20 protein-coding genes are annotated in these 23730 nt (G+C 75.3%); 10 read left to right on the top strand and 10 right to left on the bottom strand.

The window, feature by feature from the left end:
• Positions 1-50: 50 nt before the first annotated feature.
• Both AB0B02_RS07755 and AB0B02_RS07750 read right to left on the bottom strand, forming a co-directional pair.
• The gene (locus AB0B02_RS07755) at positions 51-1541 is read right to left on the bottom strand and encodes an FAD-dependent oxidoreductase (RefSeq protein ID WP_281938051.1); all 1491 of its coding nucleotides are present in this window, start codon (positions 1539-1541) and stop codon (positions 51-53) included.
• Positions 1538-3646 (bottom strand): molybdopterin oxidoreductase family protein, encoded by a 2109-nt coding sequence (locus tag AB0B02_RS07750; protein WP_281938050.1) that lies wholly within the window; start codon positions 3644-3646, stop codon positions 1538-1540. The genes AB0B02_RS07755 and AB0B02_RS07750 overlap by 4 nt, the downstream gene beginning before the upstream one ends.
• 147 nt (positions 3647-3793) lie before the next feature.
• On the opposite strand from AB0B02_RS07750, the gene AB0B02_RS07745 reads away from it, so the two are divergent.
• Entirely contained in the window at positions 3794-4498 is a 705-nt protein-coding gene (locus AB0B02_RS07745) for a class I SAM-dependent methyltransferase (protein WP_281938049.1), read from the top strand.
• A gap of 122 nt (positions 4499-4620) precedes the next feature.
• Here AB0B02_RS07745 and AB0B02_RS07740 read toward each other — a convergent pair whose 3' ends face one another.
• A complete protein-coding gene (locus AB0B02_RS07740) occupies positions 4621-5085 on the bottom strand; it encodes an excisionase family DNA-binding protein (RefSeq protein WP_357297953.1) in 465 nt (154 codons plus the stop codon).
• A 160-nt stretch (positions 5086-5245) separates the two neighbouring features.
• Between AB0B02_RS07740 and AB0B02_RS07735 the strand changes: the two genes are divergently transcribed.
• The 6 genes from AB0B02_RS07735 to glmM all read left to right on the top strand — a co-directional run bounded on the left by AB0B02_RS07735 (position 5246) and on the right by glmM (position 9906).
• Positions 5246-5506, top strand: a complete 261-nt coding sequence (locus tag AB0B02_RS07735; RefSeq protein WP_281938047.1) for a DUF6364 family protein — start codon at positions 5246-5248, stop codon at positions 5504-5506.
• Entirely contained in the window at positions 5469-5789 is a 321-nt protein-coding gene (locus AB0B02_RS07730; protein WP_357297949.1) for a hypothetical protein, read from the top strand. Before AB0B02_RS07735 ends, AB0B02_RS07730 begins: the two co-directional genes overlap by 38 nt.
• Positions 5790-5911: 122 nt before the next feature.
• On the top strand, positions 5912-7297 hold the full coding sequence (locus AB0B02_RS07725; RefSeq protein WP_281938045.1) for a nitrate/nitrite transporter: 1386 nt from the start codon (positions 5912-5914) through the stop codon (positions 7295-7297).
• Positions 7298-7505: 208 nt separating this feature from the next.
• On the top strand, positions 7506-7949 hold the full coding sequence (rplM, locus tag AB0B02_RS07720; RefSeq protein WP_174528511.1) for a 50S ribosomal protein L13: 444 nt from the start codon (positions 7506-7508) through the stop codon (positions 7947-7949).
• Between the two features lie 20 nt (positions 7950-7969).
• Positions 7970-8434 carry a 30S ribosomal protein S9 gene (gene rpsI / locus AB0B02_RS07715; RefSeq protein WP_269689944.1) on the top strand — a complete coding sequence of 155 codons (465 nt, stop codon included), beginning with the start codon at positions 7970-7972 and terminating at the stop codon, positions 8432-8434.
• 116 nt (positions 8435-8550) lie between these two features.
• A complete protein-coding gene (gene glmM, locus AB0B02_RS07710) occupies positions 8551-9906 on the top strand; it encodes a phosphoglucosamine mutase (RefSeq protein WP_281938044.1) in 1356 nt (451 codons plus the stop codon).
• An 83-nt stretch (positions 9907-9989) separates the two neighbouring features.
• On the opposite strand, the gene AB0B02_RS07705 is transcribed toward glmM, so the two are convergent.
• Both AB0B02_RS07705 and AB0B02_RS07700 read right to left on the bottom strand, forming a co-directional pair.
• A complete protein-coding gene (locus AB0B02_RS07705) occupies positions 9990-10739 on the bottom strand; it encodes an ABC transporter ATP-binding protein (protein ID WP_281938043.1) in 750 nt (249 codons plus the stop codon).
• A gap of 2 nt (positions 10740-10741) precedes the next feature.
• On the bottom strand, positions 10742-13564 hold the full coding sequence (locus AB0B02_RS07700) for an FtsX-like permease family protein (protein WP_281938042.1): 2823 nt from the start codon (positions 13562-13564) through the stop codon (positions 10742-10744).
• A gap of 97 nt (positions 13565-13661) precedes the next feature.
• Here AB0B02_RS07700 and AB0B02_RS07695 point away from each other — a divergent pair, with 97 nt between their 5' ends.
• A complete protein-coding gene (locus tag AB0B02_RS07695; protein WP_281938041.1) occupies positions 13662-14288 on the top strand; it encodes a PadR family transcriptional regulator in 627 nt (208 codons plus the stop codon).
• A gap of 22 nt (positions 14289-14310) precedes the next feature.
• Here the strand turns inward: AB0B02_RS07695 and AB0B02_RS07690 are convergent, their stop codons facing one another.
• The 3 genes from AB0B02_RS07690 to AB0B02_RS07680 are packed head-to-tail and all read right to left on the bottom strand — an operon-like array spanning position 14311 to position 17628.
• Complete coding sequence (locus AB0B02_RS07690) at positions 14311-15417, bottom strand: beta-eliminating lyase-related protein (RefSeq protein ID WP_281938040.1); 1107 nt, start codon at positions 15415-15417, stop codon at positions 14311-14313.
• Positions 15417-16601 carry a pyridoxal phosphate-dependent aminotransferase gene (locus AB0B02_RS07685; protein ID WP_281938039.1) on the bottom strand — a complete coding sequence of 395 codons (1185 nt, stop codon included), beginning with the start codon at positions 16599-16601 and terminating at the stop codon, positions 15417-15419. Before AB0B02_RS07685 ends, AB0B02_RS07690 begins: the two co-directional genes overlap by 1 nt.
• A gap of 31 nt (positions 16602-16632) precedes the next feature.
• Positions 16633-17628, bottom strand: coding sequence for an MmpS family transport accessory protein (locus AB0B02_RS07680; RefSeq protein WP_357297934.1), 996 nt, complete (start codon positions 17626-17628; stop codon positions 16633-16635).
• Between the two features lie 270 nt (positions 17629-17898).
• On the opposite strand from AB0B02_RS07680, the gene glmS reads away from it, so the two are divergent.
• Positions 17899-19812 carry a glutamine--fructose-6-phosphate transaminase (isomerizing) gene (glmS, locus tag AB0B02_RS07675; RefSeq protein WP_281938037.1) on the top strand — a complete coding sequence of 638 codons (1914 nt, stop codon included), beginning with the start codon at positions 17899-17901 and terminating at the stop codon, positions 19810-19812.
• Between the two features lie 71 nt (positions 19813-19883).
• On the opposite strand, the gene AB0B02_RS07670 is transcribed toward glmS, so the two are convergent.
• Together AB0B02_RS07670 and AB0B02_RS07665 are read right to left on the bottom strand one after the other, a co-directional pair.
• Positions 19884-21662 (bottom strand): alpha/beta hydrolase, encoded by a 1779-nt coding sequence (locus tag AB0B02_RS07670; protein WP_357297929.1) that lies wholly within the window; start codon positions 21660-21662, stop codon positions 19884-19886.
• Entirely contained in the window at positions 21659-22009 is a 351-nt protein-coding gene (locus AB0B02_RS07665; RefSeq protein WP_357297926.1) for a hypothetical protein, read from the bottom strand. Before AB0B02_RS07665 ends, AB0B02_RS07670 begins: the two co-directional genes overlap by 4 nt.
• 199 nt (positions 22010-22208) lie before the next feature.
• Here AB0B02_RS07665 and AB0B02_RS07660 point away from each other — a divergent pair, with 199 nt between their 5' ends.
• Positions 22209-23678, top strand: coding sequence for an NAD(P)H-hydrate dehydratase (locus tag AB0B02_RS07660; protein ID WP_357297923.1), 1470 nt, complete (start codon positions 22209-22211; stop codon positions 23676-23678).
• Positions 23679-23730: the final 52 nt, after the last annotated feature.

The raw sequence follows: 23730 nt of genomic DNA, 5'->3' as shown, positions 1-23730 counted from the left end.
GCCATGAGGCACGGTCGCGCCGAGCCCGCTGATTCGCTCGCTTCGCTCGCTCATGACACCTGCACCGCCTCCCGATCCGCATCCGTCTCGCGTACCTCGTCGGTGGTCGGCGGGTCCGCCTCGGCGAGCCAGGCGGCGATGCCGGCCACCGCGTCCCGGCAGCCGCCACAACCGGTGGCGGCCCTGGTCGCCGCGGACAGCGCCGCGACGCTCCGGGCGCCGGCCCGCCAGCCCGCCACCAGCGCGCCCCTGGTCACGTCGTTGCACCGGCACACGACGGCCGCGTCCGGCATCAGCGCCGGGGACGCGGCCGGCTCGGCCGGTGCGCCGACCGCGCGGCCGAGCAGCAGCGCGCGCCGGTCCGCCGGCACCGGTGCGCCCCGGTCGAAGAGCTGCACCACGGTGCCGACCGCCGGGTTGTCGCCGAGCAGGATCGCGCCGGTCAGCCGCTCGTCGCGGATCCGCAGCCGGGCGTACGTGCCGCGGGTCGGGTCGGCGAACGTCAGCTCCTCGACCGGGCCGGTCCCGTCCGGGTCGCCGGTCCCGGCCAGATCGCCCATCGCGGCCAGGTCGATCCCGGCCGCCTTCAGCCGGGTCACCGTCGGTCGGGGCCGGTAGCGGGCCGCCTCGTCGTCCCCGGTCAGCACGTCGGCCACCACCCGCGCCTGCGTCCAGGCCGGCGCGACCAGCCCGGTCAGCGTCCCGTCGTGCTGGGCGCAGTCGCCCACCGCCGAGACACGCGGGTCGCTGGTCCGCATCCGGTCGTCCACCACCACGCCCCGGTCGACGGCGAGCCCGGCCGCCCGGGCCAGCGCGGTGTCCGGGCGTACGCCGCAGCAGAGCACCAGCAGGTCGGCCGCGAGCGGCTCACCGTCGGCCAGGTGGAGCCGGACGCCGTCGGCGTCGGCGGTCACCCGGGTCGCCGGCACGCCGAGCCGGGCCCGGACGCCGAGCCCGGTCAGGGTGCCCGCGAGGACCGCCCCGGCGGCCGGGTCGAGCTGCCGTTCCATCAGGTGCCCGTGCGGGTGGACCACCGTCACGTCGAGGCCCCGGGCGGCGAGGCCCCGGGCCGCCTCCAGCCCGAGCAGCCCGCCGCCGAGCACCAAGGCGCGACGCGCGTCCCGGGCGACGGCGAGGATCCGCCGGCAGTCGGCGAGCGTGCGGAACGGGACCACCCGGTCGGGCAGCGGGTCGAGCCCGCGCAGCGGTGGCACCACGGCCCGGCTGCCGGTGGCCAGCACCAGATGGTCGTAGCCGTACCGGCCGCCGTCGGCGGTGCGGACCTCCCGGGCCGCCCGGTCGACGGCGGAGACCGACGAGCCGGTCCGTACGTCCACCCGTGGACCGAGCGCCTCGACCAGCTCCACGTCCGGCTCGCCGATCTTCCCGGCGAGCAGGGTGGAGAGCATGATCCGGTTGTACGCCCGGTGCGGCTCCGCCCCGAGCACGGTGATCCGCCGGTCCCCGCCCCGCGCGTGCAGCTCGGCGGCGAGCCGGGCCCCGGCCATGCCGTACCCGACGACGACGATGCGCCCGGTCATGCCCGCTCCACCCGGACCGCGCAGATCTTGAACTCGGGCATCCCGGAGACCGGGTCGAGCGCGTCGTTGGTGACCGAGTTGGCGCGGGCCGCGCCGGGCCAGTGGAACGGGGCGAAGACGGTGTCCGGCCGGATCGCCGGGCTGAGCCGGGCCGGCGCGCGCAGCTCGCCCCGGCGGGACACCACCCGCACCGGCGTCCCGTCGGTCACGCCGAGTCGGGCGGCCAGGTCGGGGTGCAGCTCGACGAAGCCGCCCGGCGCGGCCCGGCGCAGCGCGGCGACCCGTCGGGTCTGCGTGCCGGACTGGTACTGCGCCAGCACCCGGCCGGTGGTGAAGTGCAGCGGATATTCGGCGCAGACCGGCTCGGCGGCCGGGCGGTGGGTCACCGGGTGGAACCGGGCCCGGCCGTCCGGGGTGGGGAACCGGTCGGCGAAGAGGCGGGGCCGGTCCGGTCCGTCCACGTCCGGGCAGGGCCAGAACACGCCGTCGTCGGCGTCGATCCGGTCCCAGGTGATCCCGGCGTAGTCGGCCGGGCCGCCGGCCGAGGCGCGCCGTAGCTCCTCGAACACCGTCCGCGGGTCGGTCGGCAGCGGTGCGCCGTCGGTCAGGCGGGCGGCCAGCGCGGCGAGGATCTCCAGGTCGGTGCGGACGCCGGCGGGTGGCGGGCGGAACGCGCGCCGGCGCAGCACCCGTCCCTCCAGGTTGGTCATCGTGCCGTCCTCCTCGGCCCACTGGGTCACCGGCAGCACGACATCGGCCAGCTCGGCCGTCTCCGAGCGGAGCAGGTCGGCGACCACGAGCAGGTCGAGGTCGCGCAGCCGGGACTCGATCCGCGCCGCGCGCGGCGCGGAGACGACCGGGTTGGAGCCGAACACCAGCAGCGCCCTCGGCCCGGACGGGGTGCCGAGCGAGTCGAGCAGTTGGTAGGCGGGCACCCCCGGGCCGGGCAGCGTCGCCGGGTCGACGCCCCACACGCCGGCCACGTGCTCCCGGGCCGCCGGGTCGTCGATCCGCCGGTAGCCGGGGAGCTGGTCGGCCTTCTGTCCGTGCTCGCGTCCGCCCTGCCCGTTGCCCTGCCCGGTCAGGCAGCCGTAGCCGGAGCCGGGTCGGCCGGGCAGGCCGAGCGCGAGCGCCAGGTTGATGAAGGCGGTGACCGTGTCGACGCCCTTGGCGTGCTGCTCGGCCCCCCGGGCGGTGAGGATGATCGCGCGGTCCGCGCCGGCCAGCGCGCGGGCGGCGGCCTCCAGGTCGGCCACCGGCACGCCGGAGAGGCGCTCCACCTCCGCCGGCCAGCAGCCGGCGACGGTGCGCCGGACCTCGTCGAACCCGGTGGTACGCGACGCTACGTACGCCCGGTCGAGGAGGCCCTCGGTGAGCGCGATGTGCAGCAGCGCGTTGGCCACCGCCAGGTCGGTGCCGGGCAGCGGTTGCAGGTGCAGGTCGGCCTGGCGGGCGGTGGCGGTGGCCCGGGGGTCGATCACGATCAGCCGGCCGCCGCGCGCCCGCTGGTCGGCGACGTGCCGCATCAGCGGCGGCATCGTCTCGGCCGGGTTCGCGCCGACCAGCAGCAGCGTGTCCGCCCGACCCAGGTCGGCGAGCGGGAACGGCAGGCCGCGGTCGACGCCGAAGGCGCGGTTGCCGGCCGCGGCGGCCGACGACATGCACCAGCGTCCGTTGTAGTCGATGTGCCGGGTGCGCAGCGTCACCCGGGCGAACCGGCCCAACGCGTACGCCTTCTCGTTGGTCAGCCCGCCGCCGCCGAAGACCGCGACCGCGTCCGGGCCGTACCGGTCGCGGACCGTGTGCAGGCCGGCGGCGATCCGGTCGAGCGCCTCGTCCCAGCCCGCCGGGCGCAGCTCGCCGCCGGGCCGGTCGCGCAGCAGCGGCGTGGTGAGCCGCTCCGGGTGGTCGAGCAGTTCGGCGGCGGTCCAGCCCTTCTGGCACAGCCCGCCCCGGTTGGTGGGGAAGTCCCGTGCGCCGACCTCGACGCCGTCGCCGGCGCCGCGCAGCACCATGCCGCACTGCAACGCGCAGTACGGGCAGTGCGTGGCAGCCTCCCGGGGGAGCACCCCCGATCGCGTCGCCACGCGTGCACCGTCTGTCATGTCGGAAAAGCGTGCCGCCGGGCGGTTTCCGGCCCGGGTCCCTTCTGTTTCGGTCCTGTCAAGAGCGCCTCACACCGGACGGGGCTGACGGAACGGGTCGACTGGTCTAGAATGTGAGAAAATCGTCCCACAAAATGGGAGGCAGATATGCGTGTAACGGAGGCTTTCGACGCCGTGGCCGGCCGCTACGACGATGCCCGACGCCGGCTGGTGCCCTGCTTCGACGCGTTCTACGGCACCGCGATCGAGGTGGCCGCGCCGCCGCTGCGGGCCGCGCTGGCCGCCGGGCGTACCCCCGAGGTGCTGGACCTCGGCGCGGGCACCGGCCTGCTCTCCCTGCTGCTGTCCGCGGCGGTCCCCGGCGTCCGGCTGACGCTTGTGGACGGCGCGCCCGCCATGCTCGCGGTCGCCACCGGCCACCTGACCGCCCGCGGGGTGCCGCACCGCACGGTCCACGCCGACCTGGCCGACCCGCTGCCCGCCGGCCGCTACGACGCGGTGGTCTCCGCGCTGGCCATCCACCACCTCGACGACGACGGCAAGCGGGCGCTCTACCGCCGGGCGGCGGACGCGCTCGCGCCCGGCGGCGTGTTCGTCAACGCCGAGCAGGTGGCCGGCCCCACCCCGGCGCTGGACCGGCGCTACGACGAGGTGTGGACGGCCCGGATCACCGAGCTGGGCTCCGACGCCGACGAGATCGCCGGAGCCCGGGAACGGATGCGGCACGACCGGCCGGCCACCGTGGCCGACCAGTGTCGCTGGCTCGGCGAGGCCGGCCTGGCGGACGTGGACTGCTTCTTCAAGGAGTGGCGCTTCGCCGTCTTCGGCGGCCACCGTCCCGGCTTCGAGTGACCGGCGCGGCCGATGTTCAGATCTTGGTACGAAATGGCCCCTCCAGGGGCCGTTTCGTACCAAGATCTACGCGATTCCCAAAGGCCGGAAGGCGTTTCTCGGATGGCGGAAGGAGGCTGTGGCTACCCGTCGTTGAAGCCCAGCGCGTCGGACTCCCACATGAGGGCTTCGTACGACTTCCGTCGTTCCTCCATCTGTCGTCCGCGGAAGGCGAGAACATCGCTGAGGAAGAGGCGTCGATGGCTGCCGACGCGATGGGAAGCGATGGCGTCGTTCTCCAGGAGGCGGATCAGTGTGGGGCGAGACATGCCGAGCAGCTTTGCCGCTTCGGTCGTGGTCAGCTCGCGGGAGAGGGCGTTGATGACGAGGCCGTCGCCGCGGGCGAGGATCGCCGAGATCTGACGAAGCACGTCGACCAACTGGGTGGGCACCTCGACCTGCTCTCCGTCAGAGAAGAGCAGACGGGCCGTGTCCCCTCCGGCGGCGTGAGGATGCCGCGTGAGAAGTGCCGCCACGGCGGCTGCTTGCTGGCGGTCGGCTCCCTCGGTCGGCCCGACCGAGGCGGCCGTCGCGGCGCTGAGGCTCATGATGCTCCCCTTGGTGGCTGTCCCAACCGTTCGGACCATCGTCATCTCTAAGTGCAATATCTGCAAGCCGTTTCGGTTGTTTCGCTTGGGCCGTGTCCCGTTTCTCGATCGGCGCCCATGGGGATGACTGGCGGTCATACTCGTGGGTAGTCTGCTCGGCATGACCGCCAAGGTGACACTGTCGTTCTCCGACGAGACCATCGAGGAGGCGCGCCGGTTCGCCAAGCGGGAAGGGCTCTCCCTCTCCGCCTGGATGGACCGGGCCGCCCGGGAGAAGGCGCTGCGCGAGGTCTTCACCGCGCACGCCGCCGCGGTCGCCCGGGCCGGCCTGGACCTGGAATCCGCCGCCCTGGCCGACGCCCAGGAGGCCGCGATGGTCGACGATGCCCTGTTCGGCGGCGGGCGTCCGCGTGCTGCGTAGGGGCGAGGTCTGGCGCATCTCCGGCGCCCGGGAACGGTACGGCCTGGTCATCAGCTCCGACGTCTACAACGCCACCGACGTGCCGATCGTGATCGTGGCCGAGGTGGTCGAGGAGTCGCTGCTGCGCGACTCGCCGCTCGCGGTGCGCACGGGCGGTTTCGTGGTGATGCCCGACCGGCTCTCCTCGCCGATGAAGAAGTGGTTCACCGAGTGCGTGGACGTGGCGGACGCCGAGACCATGCAGCGGGTCGGCCGGGCGCTGCGGATCCTCCAGGAGCTGTGACGATCTCACCGCCGCGGCCCGGCGGACGTGCGGTCTCCGTTTCCGGCCCGACGCGCGCGGGGCACCCCGGGGAAACCGCCCGTCCCTAGCGTCCTCCTCGTCACCGACGAGGAGGAGTCGCCGTGAGCACGCTCGCTTCAGCCCCGACCCCGACCGCGCCCCCGGCGCCGGCTGCCACCGGCCGCCCGGGACCGCTCACCGACTGGCGTCCGGAGGATCCGGCGTTCTGGGCCGCGGGCGGCGCCCGGATAGCCCGACGCAACCTGTGGGTGTCGATCTTCGCCGAGCACGTCGGCTTCTCGGTGTGGAGCCTCTGGTCGGTGACCGTGCTCTTCCTCGGCCCCGGCTACGGCATCGACCCGGCCGGGAAGTTCCTGCTCACCGCCGTGCCGGCCGCGTTGGGCGCGGTGCTGCGGCTGCCGTACACGCTGGCGGTGGCCCGGTTCGGCGGCCGGAACTGGACCATCGTCAGCGTGTTGCTGCTGCTGGTGCCGGCGGTGCCGATGGCGGTGCTGATCCGGCCCGGCGTGTCGTACGCCACGCTGATGGTGCTGGCCTGCCTGTCCGGTGTGGGCGGCGGCAACTTCGCCTCCTCGATGGCGAACATCAACCTCTTCTTCCCGGACCGGCTCAAGGGGCGGGCGCTCGGGCTCAACGCCGGCGGCGGCAACCTCGGCGTACCGGCGGTGCAGCTCGTCGGGCTGGCGGTGCTGGCCACCGCGGGGGCCGCGTACCCCTGGCTCGTGCCGGCCGTCTACCTGCCGCTGATCGTGCTCGCCGCGCTGGCCGCGGCACGGTGGTTGGACAATGTCCCGGGGGCGCGCAACGAGCCGGGCGCGCTGCGCGCGGCGGCCCGCGACCCGCACACCTGGGTGATGTCGCTGCTCTACGTCGGCACGTTCGGCTCGTTCATCGGCTTCGGCTTCGCCTTCGGCCAGGTGCTCCAGCTCCAGTTCGCCGACCGGTTCCCGACCCCGGTCGACGCCGCCTGGCTGACCTTCCTCGGGCCGCTGGTCGGCTCGCTGGTCCGGCCGGTCGGCGGCCAGCTCGCCGACCGGCTCGGTGGGGCGCGCGTCACGTTCTGGAACTTCGTCGCGATGGCCGGCGGCGCCGGGCTGGTGCTGTACGCCGCCCGGGACCGGTCCTTCCCGCTCTACCTGGCCGGGTTCCTGGCGCTGTTCGTCTTCTCCGGGATCGGCAACGGCTCGACCTACAAGATGATCCCGGCGATCTTCCGGGCCCGGGCCGTCACCGAGGCCGAGCTGACCGGGGACCGGGAGGCGGCGCAGCGGCGGGCGCGGCGCCTGGCCGGCGCGCTGATCGGCATCGCCGGCGCGGTGGGCGCGTCCGGCGGGGTGCTGGTGAACGTGGCGTTCCGGCAGTCGTTCCTGACCTCCGGCACCGCCGACGCCGCCTACCTGGCGTTCGTCGGCTGGTACGCGTTGTGCTTCCTGGTGACCTGGGCGGTGTACCTGCGGCCGGGGCCGGGTAGGCTGGCCGGCGTGTGACAGGCGCCACGCGAAGGCGCAGGCCGAGCGCGGGGCGACCCCGTTTTGACCTGCCACCGGGCGGCCGGGTATCGTTGCCTGCTGTTGTACGACATTCTTAGGCGTGCCGCATCAGGTACGCTTGGTCGTTCGTGCGCGCTGGTTCGACTGGGAAGCCCCGGTTACCTCGGCGCGCGACCCCAGACCGACGACGAGACAAGGTAGACCTGTGCGTACGTACAGCCCGAAGCCGGGTGAGATCGAGCGTCAGTGGCACGTCATCGACGCCTCTGATGTCGTGCTGGGCCGCCTGGCGACCCACGCCGCCACGCTGCTGCGTGGCAAGCACAAGCCGACTTTCGCGCCGCACGTCGACACGGGCGACTTCGTCGTCATCGTGAACGCGGGCAAGGTCGCGCTGACCGGCAACAAGCGCCAGACCAAGGTCGCTTACCGCCACTCCGGTTACCCGGGTGGTCTGAAGCGGGTCGGCTACGACGAGCTGCTCACCAAGCGGCCCGAGCGGGCCATCGAGCTGGCCGTGAAGGGCATGCTCCCGCACAACAAGCTGGGCCGTCAGATTCTCAAGAAGCTGAAGGTCTACGCCGGTGCCGAGCACCCGCACGGCGCGCAGCAGCCGGCGCCGTTCGAGATCAAGCAGATCGCGCAGTGAGCGCGGGCGAAGGAAGCAGCATGACCGACATCACCGAGACCGAGGTCGCCCCCGAGGCCACCGAGGCGCCGGCGCCCGTCGCGCGCGCGCCCCGCGGTGACCGCCCGATCCAGACCGTGGGCCGTCGCAAGGAAGCCATCGTCCGGGTCCGGATCATTCCGGGCAGCGGCAAGATCACCTGCAACGGCCGCGACCTCGAGGCCTACTTCCCGAGCAAGGTGCACCAGCAGCTCATCAAGGACCCGCTGGTCACCGCCGAGAAGCCTGAGACGTTCGACGTGATCGCCAACCTGCGGGGCGGCGGCACCACCGGCCAGGCCGGCGCGCTGCGGCTCGCCATCGCCCGGGCGCTGATCGTCAACGAGCCCGACGACCGTCCGGCCCTGAAGAAGGCCGGCTTCCTGACCCGTGACGCCCGGGTCAAGGAGAGCAAGAAGTACGGCCTCAAGAAGGCCCGTAAGGCTCCCCAGTACTCGAAGCGCTGATCACCACCAGCGTCTTGTACTTCTGACGGACGGCCGGGTCCGCCTCCCTTCTGCGGGGGCGGCCCGGCCGTTCCGCGTTTCTCTCCTCAACGGCAGTTCCACGGAGGTTGGCGGGTATGGGCCGGTTGTTCGGCACGGACGGCGTACGCGGGCGGGCGAACGCGGATCTCACCCCGGAGTTGGCGCTCGCGGTCGCGGTGGCCGCGGCCCACACACTGGCCGAGACCGACCGGAGTCATCCGCCGCTCGCGGTGGTGGGCCGGGACACCCGGGCCAGCGGCGAGATGCTGGAGGCGGCGGTGGTCGCCGGCCTGACCAGCGCCGGCGCCAACGTGGTGCGGGTGGGTGTGCTGCCCACCCCGGCGGTGGCGTTCCTCACCGCCGAGATCAAGGCCGACCTGGGCGTGATGCTCTCCGCCTCGCACAACCCGATGCCGGACAACGGCATCAAGCTCTTCGCCGCCGGCGGGCACAAGCTGCCCGACGAGATCGAGATGCGGATCGAGGCGGCCGTCGAGGCGAACGCCACCACCGCCTGGGACCGGCCGGTCGGCGCCGGGGTCGGCCGGGTGAACGACCTGCTCGACGGGGCCGACCACTACGTCCAGCACCTGGTCGGCACCGTGCCGCACCGGCTCGACGGGATCAAGGTCGTGGTGGACTGCGCCAACGGCGCGGCGGCCGACGTGGCCCCGGTGGCCTACCAGGAGGCCGGCGCCGAGGTCATCGCCATCCACGCCGAGCCGGACGGCCTCAACATCAACGACGGGTGCGGCTCCAACCACCTCGACGCGGTGCGCGCCGCAGTGGTCGAGCACGGCGCGCACCTCGGCCTCGCCCACGACGGCGACGCCGACCGGTGCGTCGCGGTCAGCGCCGACGGCGCGGAGGTCGACGGCGACCAGGTGATGGCGATCCTCGCGCTGGCCATGCGGGACGCCGGCGAGCTGACCCAGGACACCCTGGTCGCCACCGTGATGAGCAACCTCGGCCTGCGGCTGGCCATGTCCGCGCACGGCATCCGGCTGGTCGAGACCAAGGTCGGTGACCGGTACGTACTGGAGGAGCTGCGCGCCTCCGGCCTGGCGCTGGGCGGCGAGCAGAGCGGCCACATCGTGCTGCCCGCGTTCGCCACCACCGGCGACGGCGTGCTCACCGGCCTGCACCTGATGGCCCGGATGGCGGCCACCGGCACCTCCCTGGCCGAGCTGGCCGCCGTGGTCACCAAGCTGCCCCAGGTGCTGATCAACGTGCCGGTGGGCGACCGGACCGTGGGCGCCGCCGCGCCGGCCGTCCGCGCCGAGGTCGAGCGGGCCGAGGCCGAGCTGGGCGAGACCGGCCGGGTGCTGCTGCGCCCGTCCGGCACCGAGCCGCTGGTGCGGGTGATGGTCGAGGCCGCCACCGAGGACACCGCGCGCGCGGTCGCCGAGCGCATCGCCGAGCACGTCCGCACCGCCAGCCCGGTCGCCTGACCGGGCCGCCCCGCGTAGTCGCCTGACCGGGCCGGCCCGGGTGTCGCGCCGCGGCCCGGTCGCGTGACCGGGCCGGCGGCCGGTCAGAGCCGCAGCCGGGTGGCCCGGTCGAACGTGTCGGCCGGGTCCTCGCCGTCGGTGAGGTCGAGATCCTCGACGATCCGGCCGTCGCCGAGCCGGATCAACCGGTCGCACCGGGCGGCGACGGCCCGCTCGTGCGTGGCCAGCAGGATCGTCATGGCGTGCTGTTCCCGCAGGTCGAGCAGCAGGTCGAGGATCTGCGCGCCGGTGGTGGAGTCCAGGTTGCCGGTGGGCTCGTCGGCCAGCAGCAGCCGGGGCCGGCCCATCAGCGCCCGGGCGATGGCGACCCGCTGCTGCTGACCGCCGGAGAGCTGGGCCGGCAGTGCCCGCTCCCGACCGGCCAGCCCGACGGCCGCCAGCAGCTCCCGGGCCCGGGCCGGGTGGTCGGCGCGACCGGCCCGCAGCGGCAGCACCGGGGCGATCACGTTGTCCAGCACGGTCAGCGCCGGCAGCAGGTGGTAGCGCTGGAAGACGAAGCCGATCCGTTGCCGGTAGCGGGCCAGCGCAGCCCGGCGCAGCGCGGTGACCTCGACGTCGTCCACCGTCAGGCGGCCCCGGTCGGCCCGCTCGATGGCGCCGATCAGGTGCAGCAGGGTGGACTTGCCGGAGCCGCTCGGCCCGGTCAGCGCCACCACCGAACCGCCCGCGATCTCCAGGGAGACGTCGTCGACGGCGGTGAGTCGCTCGGTGCCGGCGCCGAACGCGCGGACCAGCCCCTCCGCCCGCACGGTGCTTCCGGTGCTCGGTTCCATCGTCACTCCTCGGCCAGTAGTCGCGCGGTGGGCAGGCGGCGCAGCAGTCCCGCCGGGACGAGCGCCGCGAGACAGGTGAGCAGCACCCCGGCCAGGGCGACCAGGGCCGCGACGGTCACCAGGGCGGCCGGCACGTCACCGACCAGCCAGGCCGCGCCAGCCAGGCCGAGGCCGGCACCGGCGGTCGCGCCCAGCCCACCGAGGAACAGCGCCTGGTAGCCGATCAGGCGGGCCAGCGCGCCGTCGGTCCAGCCGGTGGCCCGCAGCGTGGCCAACTCGGTGGCCCGATCCCGGACGTCCAGGTAGAGCACGTCGGCGACGGCGGCGGCGCCGAGCAGCACGGTGGCCACCGCGGCGAGGTTGTCCGCGCCGCGCACGCTCAACGACACGGTGTCACCGAGCAGACTGCCGACGACCGCGCCGCGGAACGCGTAGCCGACGGCGCCCACCAGGGTGAGCGCGGCCACGCCGATGGCGAGCGCGGCGGCGCCGAGCAGCGTGCGCCCGGGGACGCGGGCCAGGTTGACCACTGCCATCCCGGCGATGGTGCGGGACCGGCGGGCCCGGAACGTGCCGGCCACCGGTGGGCGCAGCGCGGCCGCCGGGTGGGCGCGCGCGGCCCGCAGCGCGGGTGCCAGGCCCGCGACCAGCGCCAGCAGCAGGGCCACCGGTACGGCGAGCAGCGCCCGCCGCCAGTCGACGTCGATGTCGAGGGCGCGGCCGAGCGGGACGGCCAGGCCGACCGCGAGCAGCCCGGCGGTCAGGCCGAGCGTGGCGACCTCGCCGAGCACGAGTGCGCCGATGCGACGCGCCGGCCAGCCGAGGCAGGCCAGGACCGCCAGCTCGGACCGGCGGTCCCGGACGGCGGCGGTGACCGCGTTGCCGAGGAAGAGCGCGCAGACCACCAGCACCAGCGCGAACAGCACGGCGCTCTTGCGGTCGACCGCGCGGGTGATGACCGAGGCGACGCCGAGGGCCGACCAGTTCTCGGTCAGCCGCAGGTCGGGGCGGCCGAACGCGCCGGCCGGCAGCTCGACGGTCTGCGGGGCGGGGGAGGAGCCGAGCGTGATGTCCACGTCGAGGCCGGTGGTGGTGGCGATCTTCTCGGCGATCAGCCGGACCCGCTCGGCGGACCGTTCGCTCCAACCGTCCACGTCGGCCACCCGGACCCGGATCGCGCTGATCGGCGCGGTGCGCTGCGGGCTGCTGCCGGCCGAGAGCAGCCCGGGCACGCTGGACAGGCTGGTGAGCAGCAGCGGCGGCGCGGACAGGTAGCCGGCCGGGTTGCCGCTCGGCTCCAGCGGCTGCCCGCCCAGCGCCGCGCGGCTGCGGTCGTCGGCCCCGTCGGCGCGCGGCGGCTCGTACGTCTCCAGCGGCACCTTGCCCAGGTCACTGAAGCCGGTCAGTTTCGCCGGGTCGAAGAGCCCCACGGCCTGCCACTGCCGGGCGTCCCGGTCGCCACGACCCAACCGGAGCGGGGTCAGCGGCCGGTAGCCGGTGTCCTCGCTGAGCCACGGTCGGGGCAGCGTGACCAGATCCTGCGAGTCGCCGTACACGGCCGGGTCGGCGGGCGCCGGGCGGACCCGCAGCGCGCCGTCGGGCAGCCGGTCGTAGCCGGCCTGCCCCGGCTGCACGACGACCTGCAACTGGCCGTGGCAGCAGGTACGCGGACCGAGCCCGGCGGCGAGTTGGGCCCGGTAGGCGCTCAGCGCGTCCCGTTGCGTGCCGCCGGCCGGGGTGGCCGGTACGCCGCGCAGCCGTCCGGCCAGCTCCCGGGGCGGCACGCCGGCGATGGTGCGGTCCAGCGGCAGGCGGGTGTAGCTGGCCCGGATCGCGCCGTCGAGGAACGGGCGGCTGGTGGCGAGCACCGGCAGCGTCCGGCTGGACAGGCCGCGCTCCCGGGTCACCACGGTGGTGTCGGTGGCGGTGAGCGGCCGGCCGGTGACCACCGCGTCGTCGAGGCCGACCAGTTTCTGCTCGGCGCCGGGGTCGACGGCGGCGAGCAGGAACGGCACGGTCAGGCGCACCGTCACGGTCACGCGGGAAGCCGGGATGGCGGGGGCGTCGAGGTTGGTGACGCCCTCGGTCGCCGGCCGCTCGAAGCGCCCACCGGGCAGCATCCGGAACGTCTCCACCTTCCACAGTTGCCGTTCGCTCACGTCCTGCAACCCGTTCGACTGCTCGACGCGCAGGTCGCAGAGCGGCGCGGCACGCCCACCCGGCAGCACCTCCCGGGGCAGCAGCCCGCAGTCGTTGGTGTCGTACGTCCGCCCGTCGGTGTAGCGCACCGCGTCCGGGTAGTACTCGTCGCCGATGACCGGGTAGAGCAGCGGATGCGTGGTGACGTACACGTAGGTGGGCTGGGCCGGCGCGTGGCTCAGGCCGCGTTCGGCGAGGAACTCGCGGTCGATGCGGATGAGCTGCCGGTCCAGCGCGGGGTCGACGGCCGCGGTGACGTCGAGCGGCATCTCGATCGACGTGGTGGAGTAGCCGAGCATGGCGATCGGGGCGGCGACGTCCACCCCCTCGACGGCCCGGACCCGGTCGTACTGCGCGGCGGTGATGCCACCGTAGCTGCCGGAGAGATAGTTGGGCCGGACCAGGCCGCGCTCCGCCTCCAACGGCGTGCGCGTCCCTTCGGGCCGGACCAGGATGTCGTAGGCGGCCCGGGTGTCGCGCTCCACGGTGCCGGTCACGGCCAGCCGGGAGGTGGTGGTGGCGCCGGTCAGCACCACGAAGCCGGTGGTGGCCACCAGCACGCCGACCAGCAGCGCCACCGAGCGACCGGCCCGGCCGCGCAGTTGACCCCAGACGAACCCGACCATCGCGCCTCCCCGTGTGCTGAGCACACTCTGCGCGATACATTGTGACAATGCAAGGCCCCGCCCGGGGCACCTGTCCGGAACCGGATCGGAGAAGACGGTGGCGATCCAGCACGCGGTCCTGGCCCTGCTAGCCCGCGGCCCCAGCTACGGCTACGAGCTGAAGAGCGCGTTCGAGGCGGCGGTCGGGCCGCAGTGGGGCCCGCTCAACATCGGGCACCTCTACCAGATCCTCGACCGGCTCTCCCGCGACGACCTGGTGGTGGCCGAGCGGCAGCCCCAACCGGTCAAGCCCGACCGGGTGGTCTACGAGATCACCGCCGACGGCCGCGCCGAACTCGACCGCTGGCTGACCGCGCCCAGCCCGCGCAGCGGCGGCTTCCGGGACGACTTCTTCCTCAGGGTGACCGCCGCCGCCCGGTCCGGCCGGGCCGACACCGTCCGGACCGTGCTGGCCAACCAGCGCGGCCACCTCATGCGGGAGCTGCGCAACCTCGACGGGCTGCGCCGGCAGGCCGACGACCCGGTGGTCCGGCTGCTGCTCTCGGCCGCCGGCCGGCACGTCGAGGCGGACCTGGCCTTCGTCGACGACGCCGAGGCGGCGCTGCTCGCCGACGGCGGCGCCACGCTCACCGGCCTCGCCGCCGCGCCCCCGGTCGCCGGGTCCGCCGGCCGAGGGCTTGGCGGACCCGGTGAGGGCGCCGGACCGGCGCGGGCCGCCGGCTAGCTCCGGGCCGGGGGCGGCGGGGTCAGCAGGTGGGCAGGCGGCGCAGGAAACGGGCGGCCAGCTCGCGTACGCCGTCGGCGTCCAGCTCCAGCGCCGGCCCGGCGATCGTCACCTCGGCCAGCGCCATCCCGGGCACCTCGGTGTCCCGCCAGCCGCCGACGAACCACGCCCGCTCCTGCTCGGCCAGCGCCAGGTTGGCCGCGTCCAGCGCCGCCGCCGGATACGGCAGCCAGAACCGGAACTGGTGGGTGTGCGGCGGCGTCGGATGCACCCGGGCGCCCGGCAACGCGGCCAGCGCCTCCGCCACCACCGTCGCGTGTCGCACGTACCCGCCCAGCCGGGGCAGCTCCCGCTGGAGGCCGACGAGCGCGGCGAGCGCCGCCGGCCACTGCTGGAACAGCGTGCCGCCGTACCGGTGCCGCCAGGCGCGCGCGTACCCGACCAGCTCCGCGTCACCGGCCAGCGCCGCGCCGGAGTGACCGCCGAGGGACTTGTAGAACGAGACGTACGTGCTGTCGGCGAGCGCCGCGATCTCGGCCGCCGAGTGGCCCAGGTGGACCGTCGACTCCCAGATGCGGGCGCCGTCGACGTGCACCCGCGCGCCCCGCGCCCGGGCCGCCGCCACGACCGCGACCAGCTCGTCCCAGGTGGGCAGCACGAACCCGGCGTCGCGCAGCGGCAACTCCAGGAAGAGCGTGCCGATCGGCTCGGCGAGCGCCGCCACCTCCTCGGCCGTGGGGTTGCGCGGCGCGGACGTGGTGTGCACCGCCCGCACGCCGGCGAGCAGCGCGTACGCGTCGCGCTCGTGCAGCAGCGGATGGCTGAGCGGGTGCAGGCCGACAGCGGCCCGGCCGGTCAGCTCCGCGCCGTGGCGCATGGCCACCTGCTGGGCCATCGTGCCGGTGGGGAAGAACGCCACCGCCGCCACGCCGAGCCGCTCCGCGACCCGCTGCTCCAGCTCCGCGACCGGGCCGCCCTCACCGTAGACGTCGGGCAGGTCGTCACCGGCCGTCGCGGCGAGCGCGGCCACCTGCTCCCGCACCGACTCCGGGCGTACGCCGGAGAGCATCGTGTCGCAGCCGCGCTGGGCGGCGAGCCGGCGCAGCCGCTCGGCGTAGCCGGCGCTCATCAGTGCTCCCGGAGCCGACGCAGGCGGGTCACCGCCTCGGCGAGCACCTCCGGCCGCTTGCAGAACGCGAACCGGACCAGCCGGCGACCCGCCGCCGTGTCGTCGTAGAACACCTGCGTCGGCACCGCCACCACGCCGCACCGCTCCGGCAGGGACCGGCAGAACTCCACCCCGTCCCGGCCGCCGAGCGCGGTGACGTCGGCGGTGACGAAGTACGTCCCCTCCGGCGCGAGCACGCCGAACCCGGCGTCGGCCAGCCCGGCGACCAGTTGGTCCCGGCGGCGTTGCAGGTCGTCCCGGAAGCCGGTGAAGTACGCGTCCGGCAGGCCGAGCGCCACCGCCACGGCCGGCTGCAACGGGCCGGCGTTGACGAACGTGAGGAACTGCTTCACCCGCAGCACGGCGGCGACCAGCGACGCCGGGCCGCTCACCCAGCCCACCTTCCAGCCGGTGCAGGAGAACGTCTTGCCGGCCGAGGAGACCCGCAGCGTCCGCTCCCGCATGCCCGGCAGCGTGGCCAGCGGCAGGTGCGCCGCGGCGGCGTCGGTGAAGACGAGATGCTCGTAGACCTCGTCGGTGACCGCGTACGTGCCGTGCTCCCGGCACAACTCGGCGACCAGGGCCAACTCGTCGGCGGTGAAGACCTTGCCGGTCGGGTTGTGCGGCGAGTTCAGCAGCACCAGCCGGGTCCGCGGCCCGAACGCGGCACGCAACTCGGCCGGGTCGAAGGCGTACCGGCCGTCGGCGCCGGGTCGCAGCGTCACCGGGCGGCGGACCGCCCCGGCCAGCGCGATCGAGGCGGCGTACGAGTCGTAGTACGGCTCGAAGCAGACCACCTCGTCACCGGCCTCGCAGAGCGCGAGGATGCTCGCCGCGACCGCCTCGGTCGCGCCGGCCGTCACCACGACCTCGCCGTCCGGGTCGTACTCCAGGTTCCAGAACCGGCGTTGGTGCGCCGCGACGGCCGCGCGCAACGCGGGGATCCCCGGCCCCGGCGGATACTGGTTGTGGCCGGTGCGCAGCGCCTCCGCGGCGGCGGCGAGCATCTCCGGCGGGCCGTCCGTGTCGGGGAAGCCCTGCCCCAGGTTGACCGCGCCGGTGCGCACGGCCAGCGCGGACATCTCGGCGAAGATGGTGGTGCCGAACGGCCGCATCCGGGCCACCAGCGGATCGGTCGTCGTCACGGCGGCCAGCCTACGGCCCGCCGCCGGACCCTCACCACCCGAAGCAGGTCGCGTCGTATTCTCCCGAGTTCCGCGAGACGACCTTGCCGTTGATGCTGATCCGGCAGCTCACCTCACCGGACTCGGCCGGGGTCGCGATCACCTGCACCCGCTCGCGGTCGTTCGCGGTGAACCGCAGCCGCCACGGCGCGTCCACGTCGTCGAGCTGGAGGAAGTTGGCGTCCGCGTCGTAGAACTGCACGTACACCTGGTCGGCCCCGGTCACCTCGTAGACGACGGTGAACCGGCCGGGCCCGCCGGAGGGCGTGGTGACCGGGACGGCCGGTGCCGGGGTCGGCTCGTCGGTGAACCCGTCGGGCTCCGTCGGCCCGTCGACGAACGGCCGCTCGTAGGGCTCGCCGGCGTTGCTGCTGCCGTCGGTGAGACCGCCGAGCACGCCCAGGCCGACGCAGCCGCAGACGGCCAGCACCAGCGCGACGACCAGGGTGATCACCAGTCCGATCGCCCAGCCCGCGTTCGACCGGCGCGGCGCCCCACCTGGGTACGCGTACGGCGGCGGATAGGGCCCGGGCGGGTACGCGGCCGGCGGGTAGCCCGTCGCCGGGTACGACCCGGGCGGGTAGGCGGCCGGTGGGTAGGGCCCCGGCGGGTACGCGGTCGACGGCTGGTCCGGCGCCCCCGGCTCACCCGGGTGGTGTGGACCGCTCGGATGGTGCGGACCGTGCGGGTCGCCCGGGTGGTGCGGACCGCCCGGGTGGCCCGGAGCGGGACCGCCTGGTGGTGCGGCGGCCGGGCCGTCGGGCGGTGAGCCGTGCCCGCTGCCGGGGTGGGGCGGCGCGGCGGAGGCGGGCGGCGCCCACGGGTTCGGGTCCCACGCCGGCGGCGACCACGGCGAGGGCGGGGCCCAGGGCTGCGGAGCGGCGAGCGCGTCCGGTGGCGTCCAGGTGGCGGGCTCCCCGGCGCCCGGCGTCGCGGTCGGGTCGACCGGGGCGGGGGTCGGCTCGGGACTGGGGGTCGTCTCGGACATCGGCTCAGCTCACAGGGGTACGGCGCGGACGACCGCGGAGGGGTGGACCGGGGCTGCCGCCCGGGCCCCTCAATGTAGGGCGCGGCGGCCATCCACGCGGCCCGCCCCGGCCGGCACGCGAGATCGTGGTACGTCGGGGAGTGGATCACTCACGTACCGTGGCGGTTTGTCCGGTTGGCGGCCTCCGCTGACCGGTTCGCTCAAGCTCAGTGATCGTTGAGCCGCCTTCCGCGCACGCGCGATGAGCGAAACTCGGCTAGGCTGCGGACCATGTGTGGAATCGTGGGTTACGCCGGTGCGCGCCCGGCGCTCGGCATCGTGCTCGACGGACTGCGGCGGCTGGAATACCGCGGCTACGACTCGGCCGGCGTCGCCGTCGTCTGCGACGACGAGCTGCTGACCGAGAAGAAGGCCGGCAAGCTGGCCAACCTGGAGAAGGTGCTCTCCGAGCGGGCCGCCGACAACCCCGAGGACTGCGCCGCCAGCCCGATCGGCATCGGCGACGGCACCACCGGCATCGGCCACACCCGGTGGGCCACGCACGGCGGGCCGACCGACCGCAACGCGCACCCGCACGTCTCCCCGGACGGGCGGGTCGCGGTGATCCACAACGGCATCATCGAGAACTTCGCGAAGCTGCGCACCGAGCTGGAGGACGAGGGCGTCGAGTTCGCCAGCGACACCGACACCGAGTGCGCGGCGCACCTGATCGCCCGCGCGTTGGCCGACCTGCGCGCGGCCGGTGAGACCGACACCCCACAGTTGCTCGCCGCCGCCATGCGGGTGGTCTGCGAGCGCCTCGAAGGCGCGTTCACGCTGCTCGCCGTGGATGCCGCCATCCCCGGCGCGGTGGTCGGCGCCCGGCGCAACTCGCCCCTGGTGGTGGGTCGCGGCGACGGCGAGAATTACCTGGCCAGCGACGTGGCCGCGTTCATCGAGCACACCCGGGACGCGGTCGAGCTGGGCCAGGACCAGATCGTCCTGATCACGCCGGAGAGCATCGAGATCACCGACTTCGCCGGCCAGCCCGCGGCCGGCAAGGACTTCCACATCGACTGGGACTCGTCGGCCGCCGAGAAGGGTGGCTACGACTGGTTCATGCTCAAGGAGATCGAGGAGCAGCCGCAGGCCATCGCCGACACGCTGCTCGGCCGGCTCACCGAGAGCGGCGAGATCGCCCTCGACGAGGTCCGCCTCAGCGAGCAGGACCTGCGCGACGTGGACAAGATCTTCATCGTCGCCTGCGGCACCGCGTACCACGCCGGTCTGGTCGCCAAGTACGCCATCGAGCACTGGACCCGGATCCCCTGCGAGGTGGAGCTGGCCAGTGAGTTCCGGTACCGCGACCCGGTGCTGGACCGGTCCACGCTGATCGTGGTGATCTCGCAGTCCGGCGAGACCATGGACACGCTGATGGCGCTGCGTCACGCCAAGGAGCAGAAGGCCCGGGTGCTGGCCGTCTGCAACACCAACGGCTCGACCATCCCGCGCGAGTCGGACGCGGTGCTCTACACCCACGGCGGCCCGGAGATCGCGGTCGCCTCCACCAAGGCGTTCCTCACCCAGGTCGTGGCCTGCTACCTGATCGGCCTGCACCTGGCGCAGGTGCGGGGCATCAAGTTCGCCGACGAGGTGGGCGCGGTGGTGGCCCAGCTCCAGGAGATGCCGGGCAAGCTGCGTGAGCTGCTCGACCGGATCGAGCCGGTGCGCGAACTGGCCCGTGAGTTGAAGTCCGAGCCGACCGTGCTGTTCATCGGCCGGCACGTGGGTTACCCGGTGGCGCTGGAGGGCGCGCTGAAGCTCAAGGAACTGGCGTACATGCACGCCGAGGGCTTCGCCGCCGGTGAGCTGAAGCACGGCCCGATCGCGCTGATCGACAAGGGCACGCCGGTGATCTGCATCGTGCCGTCGCCGGTCGGCCGGGGCATGCTGCACGACAAGGTCGTCTCCAACATCCAGGAGGTGCGTGCCCGGGGCGCCCGCACCATCGTGATCGCGGAGGAGGGCGACCAGGCGGTGGTCCGCTACGCCGACCACCTGATCTACGTGCCGCGTACGCCGACGCTGCTGGCACCGCTGGTGACCACCGTGCCGCTCCAGGTGCTCGCCGCAGAGATCGCCGCCGCCCGCGGGCACGACGTCGACCAGCCGCGGAACCTGGCCAAGTCGGTCACGGTCGAGTAGCCGACCCGCCTCCGCCACGGCCCCTCCGCCCACACCGGAGGGGCCGTCGCGTCTTCCCGCTCGGCGTCCGCTCATTGGCCCAGCACGATCCGGGCCATCCCGTCAAGGGCCGGATTGTCGGCGTCCCAGTAGCCGGTGTGGCCGTGCCGTCCGCTCGGGAAGCGCCGGCCGCCGAAGCCCGGCGCGCTCGGATCGGCGCCGAACCAGAGCCGCTCGCTGTGCCGGTCGTGTGCGGCCAGCACCGGGCCGAGCGGCGTACCGGCCAGCACGGCGCGACGGGCCAGCTCGTCCGGCGGGTGGGCCAGCCGGATCACGTCGTCGGGCGCGGTCGACGCCCAGACCTGGCCGGCCGGCATCCGCAGCTCGGCCGCGTGGTCGACGCCGACGCCGGGTGAGCCGACGAAGACCAGCGCGTCGGCGCCCAGCCCGTGGTCGCGGGCGGCGGTGCCGACGACAAGCGAGCCGTAGCTGTGCCCGAGCACGGTCTGCCGGGCCGGCGGCCCGTCGTGGGTGGCCCGCAGCCCTTCCTGGAACCGGTGCAGCGCCGGGCCGGCGGCCTCCGCCGGCCGGGTGCCGGACGCCTCGGGGAGGAAGTCCGGCGCGTCGTAGTCCAGCCAGAGGACCGCCGCCGCCTCCTCGCCCGGCCCGATCGCCGCGCACCGCCTGAGCACCCGGGCGGCCCGGCCCAACTCGGCCGGGGCGTCCGCGAGGTCGGCGGTCATCCCGGGGACGTAGGTCAGCACCGCACCGGCCCGGTCCGGGTTGCCGAGCGCCACCACCGCCCGACCGTCCCCGGCGGGGTCGAGCCCCAGCAGGTACGCCCGCGGCGCCCCCGACGTGGCCAGCCGCTCGGCCAGCCCGTCCAGGCCGCGCAGCGCCGCCTCGACCCCGGCCAGCCGGGCCCGCCGGGCCACCTCCGCCGGGCCGGCCGGCAGCGGTCGCCGCAGCGCGAGGCGGCGCGCGAGCAACTCCTCCCGCCGGTCGGTCAGCAGCAGCCGGTTGGCCTGGTCGCGGGCGGTCACCGGCACGCCGTCGAGGTGGCCGACCCGACCCGGCTCGTGCCCGACCAGCCACCGCCGCTCGGCCGGGCTCAGGCCGGCCCACCAGCGGCTCACCTCGGCCGGACCGGCGCCGGGCCCCGGTCGCCAGGCGGGCGGCACGCTGACCCAGCCGGTCACCGCCGCGGTGGCGATCTCCGCCAGCCGGTCGGCCGCCTCCCGGTCCGCCGCGCCGGCCAGCGCGAGCGCGTCCCGGATCCCGGCCTGCGCCCGCACCACGGCGGGGCCGGTCCGGGTGACGGGCCGGGCGGGATCCGGCCGGACCGCGCCGGAGCGGTCCACCCGCAGGCCGCCGCTCTCGGCGCGGACCACCTCGGCGTCGAGGCGGGCCTTCGCCGCGCCCACCCGGCTGGCGAACTCGGCGAGCGTCTGGTCGACCTCGACCAGCGCGGGCAGCACCTCGATCAACGAGGTGCGCAGCTCACCGAGGCGCCGTTGCGCGGCCGTCGAGGCCGCACCGGTCCAGCCGGGCCGGAGCGCGTCGGCTCGGGCGGCCAGCCCGGTGGCCCGGTGACGCACCGGGCCGGCGAGCCCACGCCAGGCCGCCCCGGTGGCGAGCCAGGCGCCCGGCTCGGCGCGCCAGAGCTGCGCGTAGCCGACCGGACCCGGGCCGGACCGGCGATCTCGTGCGGTGGCTGCCCGGCGGGGTGCGGGAGTTCCTCGGTCGTGGGTGGCTCCCGCCCGGTGCGGGCGGGTGCCGGCCGGCCCCGGGCCCCGGGTGGCGCCCGCCGGGCGCGGGCCCTGGGCGGCACCTGCCGGGCGCGGGCGGCGTCGCGTCTCGCCGCCGGTCACCGGCCGCCGTCCCGAGCGGTGCCCGCCGGAGCCGGGCGGACGGGGAGGCCGGCGGCGCTCCGCGTGAGGCGGCGGGCGGCCCGGTCGTCCACCGCCTCGTAGCCGTCCGCGCCGCCGCGCAGCGCCTCGGCGGTGGTGGCCACCCGGGCCGCGAGCGCGCCGGACCAGCGGCGCAGCGCGGCGTCCAACTCGTCGAGCGCCGCGTCGGCCCGCCAGCCGTCCGGTGGCGGCGCCACCGGCCCCGGCACCCCGCCCGGCCCGTACGCCAGCCGGTGCGCGTCGTCGGTCAGCTCCCGGGCCACCGCGCGCAGCAGCTCCGGATCGACGCTTAACGGCTCCTCGACCACGACGACCTCCCCACCCCGCCGAGCCCATCGGCCGACCCGGACAGCGGGGACGCTAGGCCGGCGGGAGCCGTCCGCGCCGACCCTGTGGACAACGGCCCCGGTTGTCCACAGGGCTGTCCCGGCGCCCCGCCCGGCCCTCGCGCCGCCGGTAGGGTGAGGCCGTGATCGCAGCCGACGGGAACGGACGGGGCGGGACGGCATGAGACCGGTGTGGCGGGTCGCGGATGTTCGCGCGGCGGAGGCGGGGCTGATGGCGACCCTCCCGTCCGGCGCGCTGATGCAGCGGGCGGCGGCCGGGCTGGCCCGCCGTTGCGCGCTGCTGCTGGCCGACCGGGGCGGCGTCTACGGCGCCCGGGTGCTGCTGCTCGTCGGTTCCGGTGACAACGGCGGCGACACGCTCTTCGCGGGGGCGCGCCTGGCCCGCCGGGGCGCGGCGGTCGCCGCCCTGCTGCTCACCCCGGAGCGCGCCCACGCCGACGGCCTGGCCGCGCTGCGCGCCGCCGGTGGTCAGGTGGTCGACCGGCCACCCGCCGGTGTCGACCTGGTGCTCGACGGCATCGTGGGCATCGGTGGCGCCGGTGGGCTGCGGGAGACCGCCGACCAGCTCGCCGCGAGCCTGACCGAGCACCGGGGTCGGGACGGCACGCGGGCCACCGTGGTCGCGGTGGACGTGCCGAGCGGCGTCGCTGTCGACACCGGCCACGTCCCGCTTACCGACGCCGGCCGGCCGCGCGCGGTCCACGCCGACGTGACGGTGGCGTTCGGCGCGCTCAAGCCGGCTCTGGTGGTCGGCCCGGCCGCCGCGCTGGCCGGGCAGGTCGACCTGGTCGACATCGGGCTCACCCCGTGGCTGCGCGGGTCCCCGGCGCTGGGGGTGACCGAGTGGTCCGACGTGGCCGCCTGGTGGCCGGCGCTGGGCGCCGCGTCGGAGAAGTACTCCCGCGGGGTGGTCGGGGTGGCGACCGGCTCCGCCACCTACCCGGGTGCGGCGGTGCTCTCGGCCGGCGGCGCGCTGGCCGGTCCCGCCGGCCTGGTCCGCTACGCCGGCGGCGCCCGGGCCGAGGTGGTGCGCCAGCACCCGTCCGTGATCGCCACCGACCGGGTCGCCGACGCCGGCCGGGTGCAGGCCTGGGTCTGCGGCTCCGGGCTCGGCACCGGTGACGCGTCCGCCGCCGAGTTGCGCGCGGTGCTGGCCACGTCGGTGCCGGTGGTGCTGGACGCCGACGCGCTGACGCTGCTGGTGGACGGCAAGCTCGCCGATCGGCTGCGCGGGCGGGACGCCCCGATCGTGGTGACCCCGCACGACCGGGAGTACGCCCGACTTTGTGGCGAGATGCCCGGTGCGGACCGGGTCGCCGCGGCGCTGCGGCTGGCCGCCTGGATGAACGCGGTGGTGCTGCTCAAGGGGGACCGGACGATCGTCGGCACGCCCGACGGCCGGGCGTACGTGAACCCGACCGGCACCCCGGCGCTTGCCACCGGCGGCACCGGCGACGTGCTGGCCGGGCTGCTCGGCTCGCTGCTCGCGGCCGGCCTGGCCCCCGACCGGGCGGCTGCCGCCGCGGCGTACCTGCACGGGCTGGCCGGCCGGGAGGCGGCCCGCGGCGGCCCGGTGACCGCGCCCGACGTGGCCGCCGCGCTGCGCCCGGTCCTCGCCCGCCTGCCCTGATCCGGGTGCCGGCGCTGGCGGGGCGGGGGCGCCGGCCACGCGGCTCCCGGCC

This window comes from Micromonospora sp. NPDC049240 (assembly GCF_040647835.1).
In the GTDB taxonomy this organism is placed as follows: domain Bacteria; phylum Actinomycetota; class Actinomycetes; order Mycobacteriales; family Micromonosporaceae; genus Micromonospora.
The sequence above is the reverse complement of the archived record's forward strand: the minus strand, read 5'-3'. Positions and strand labels throughout refer to the sequence as shown.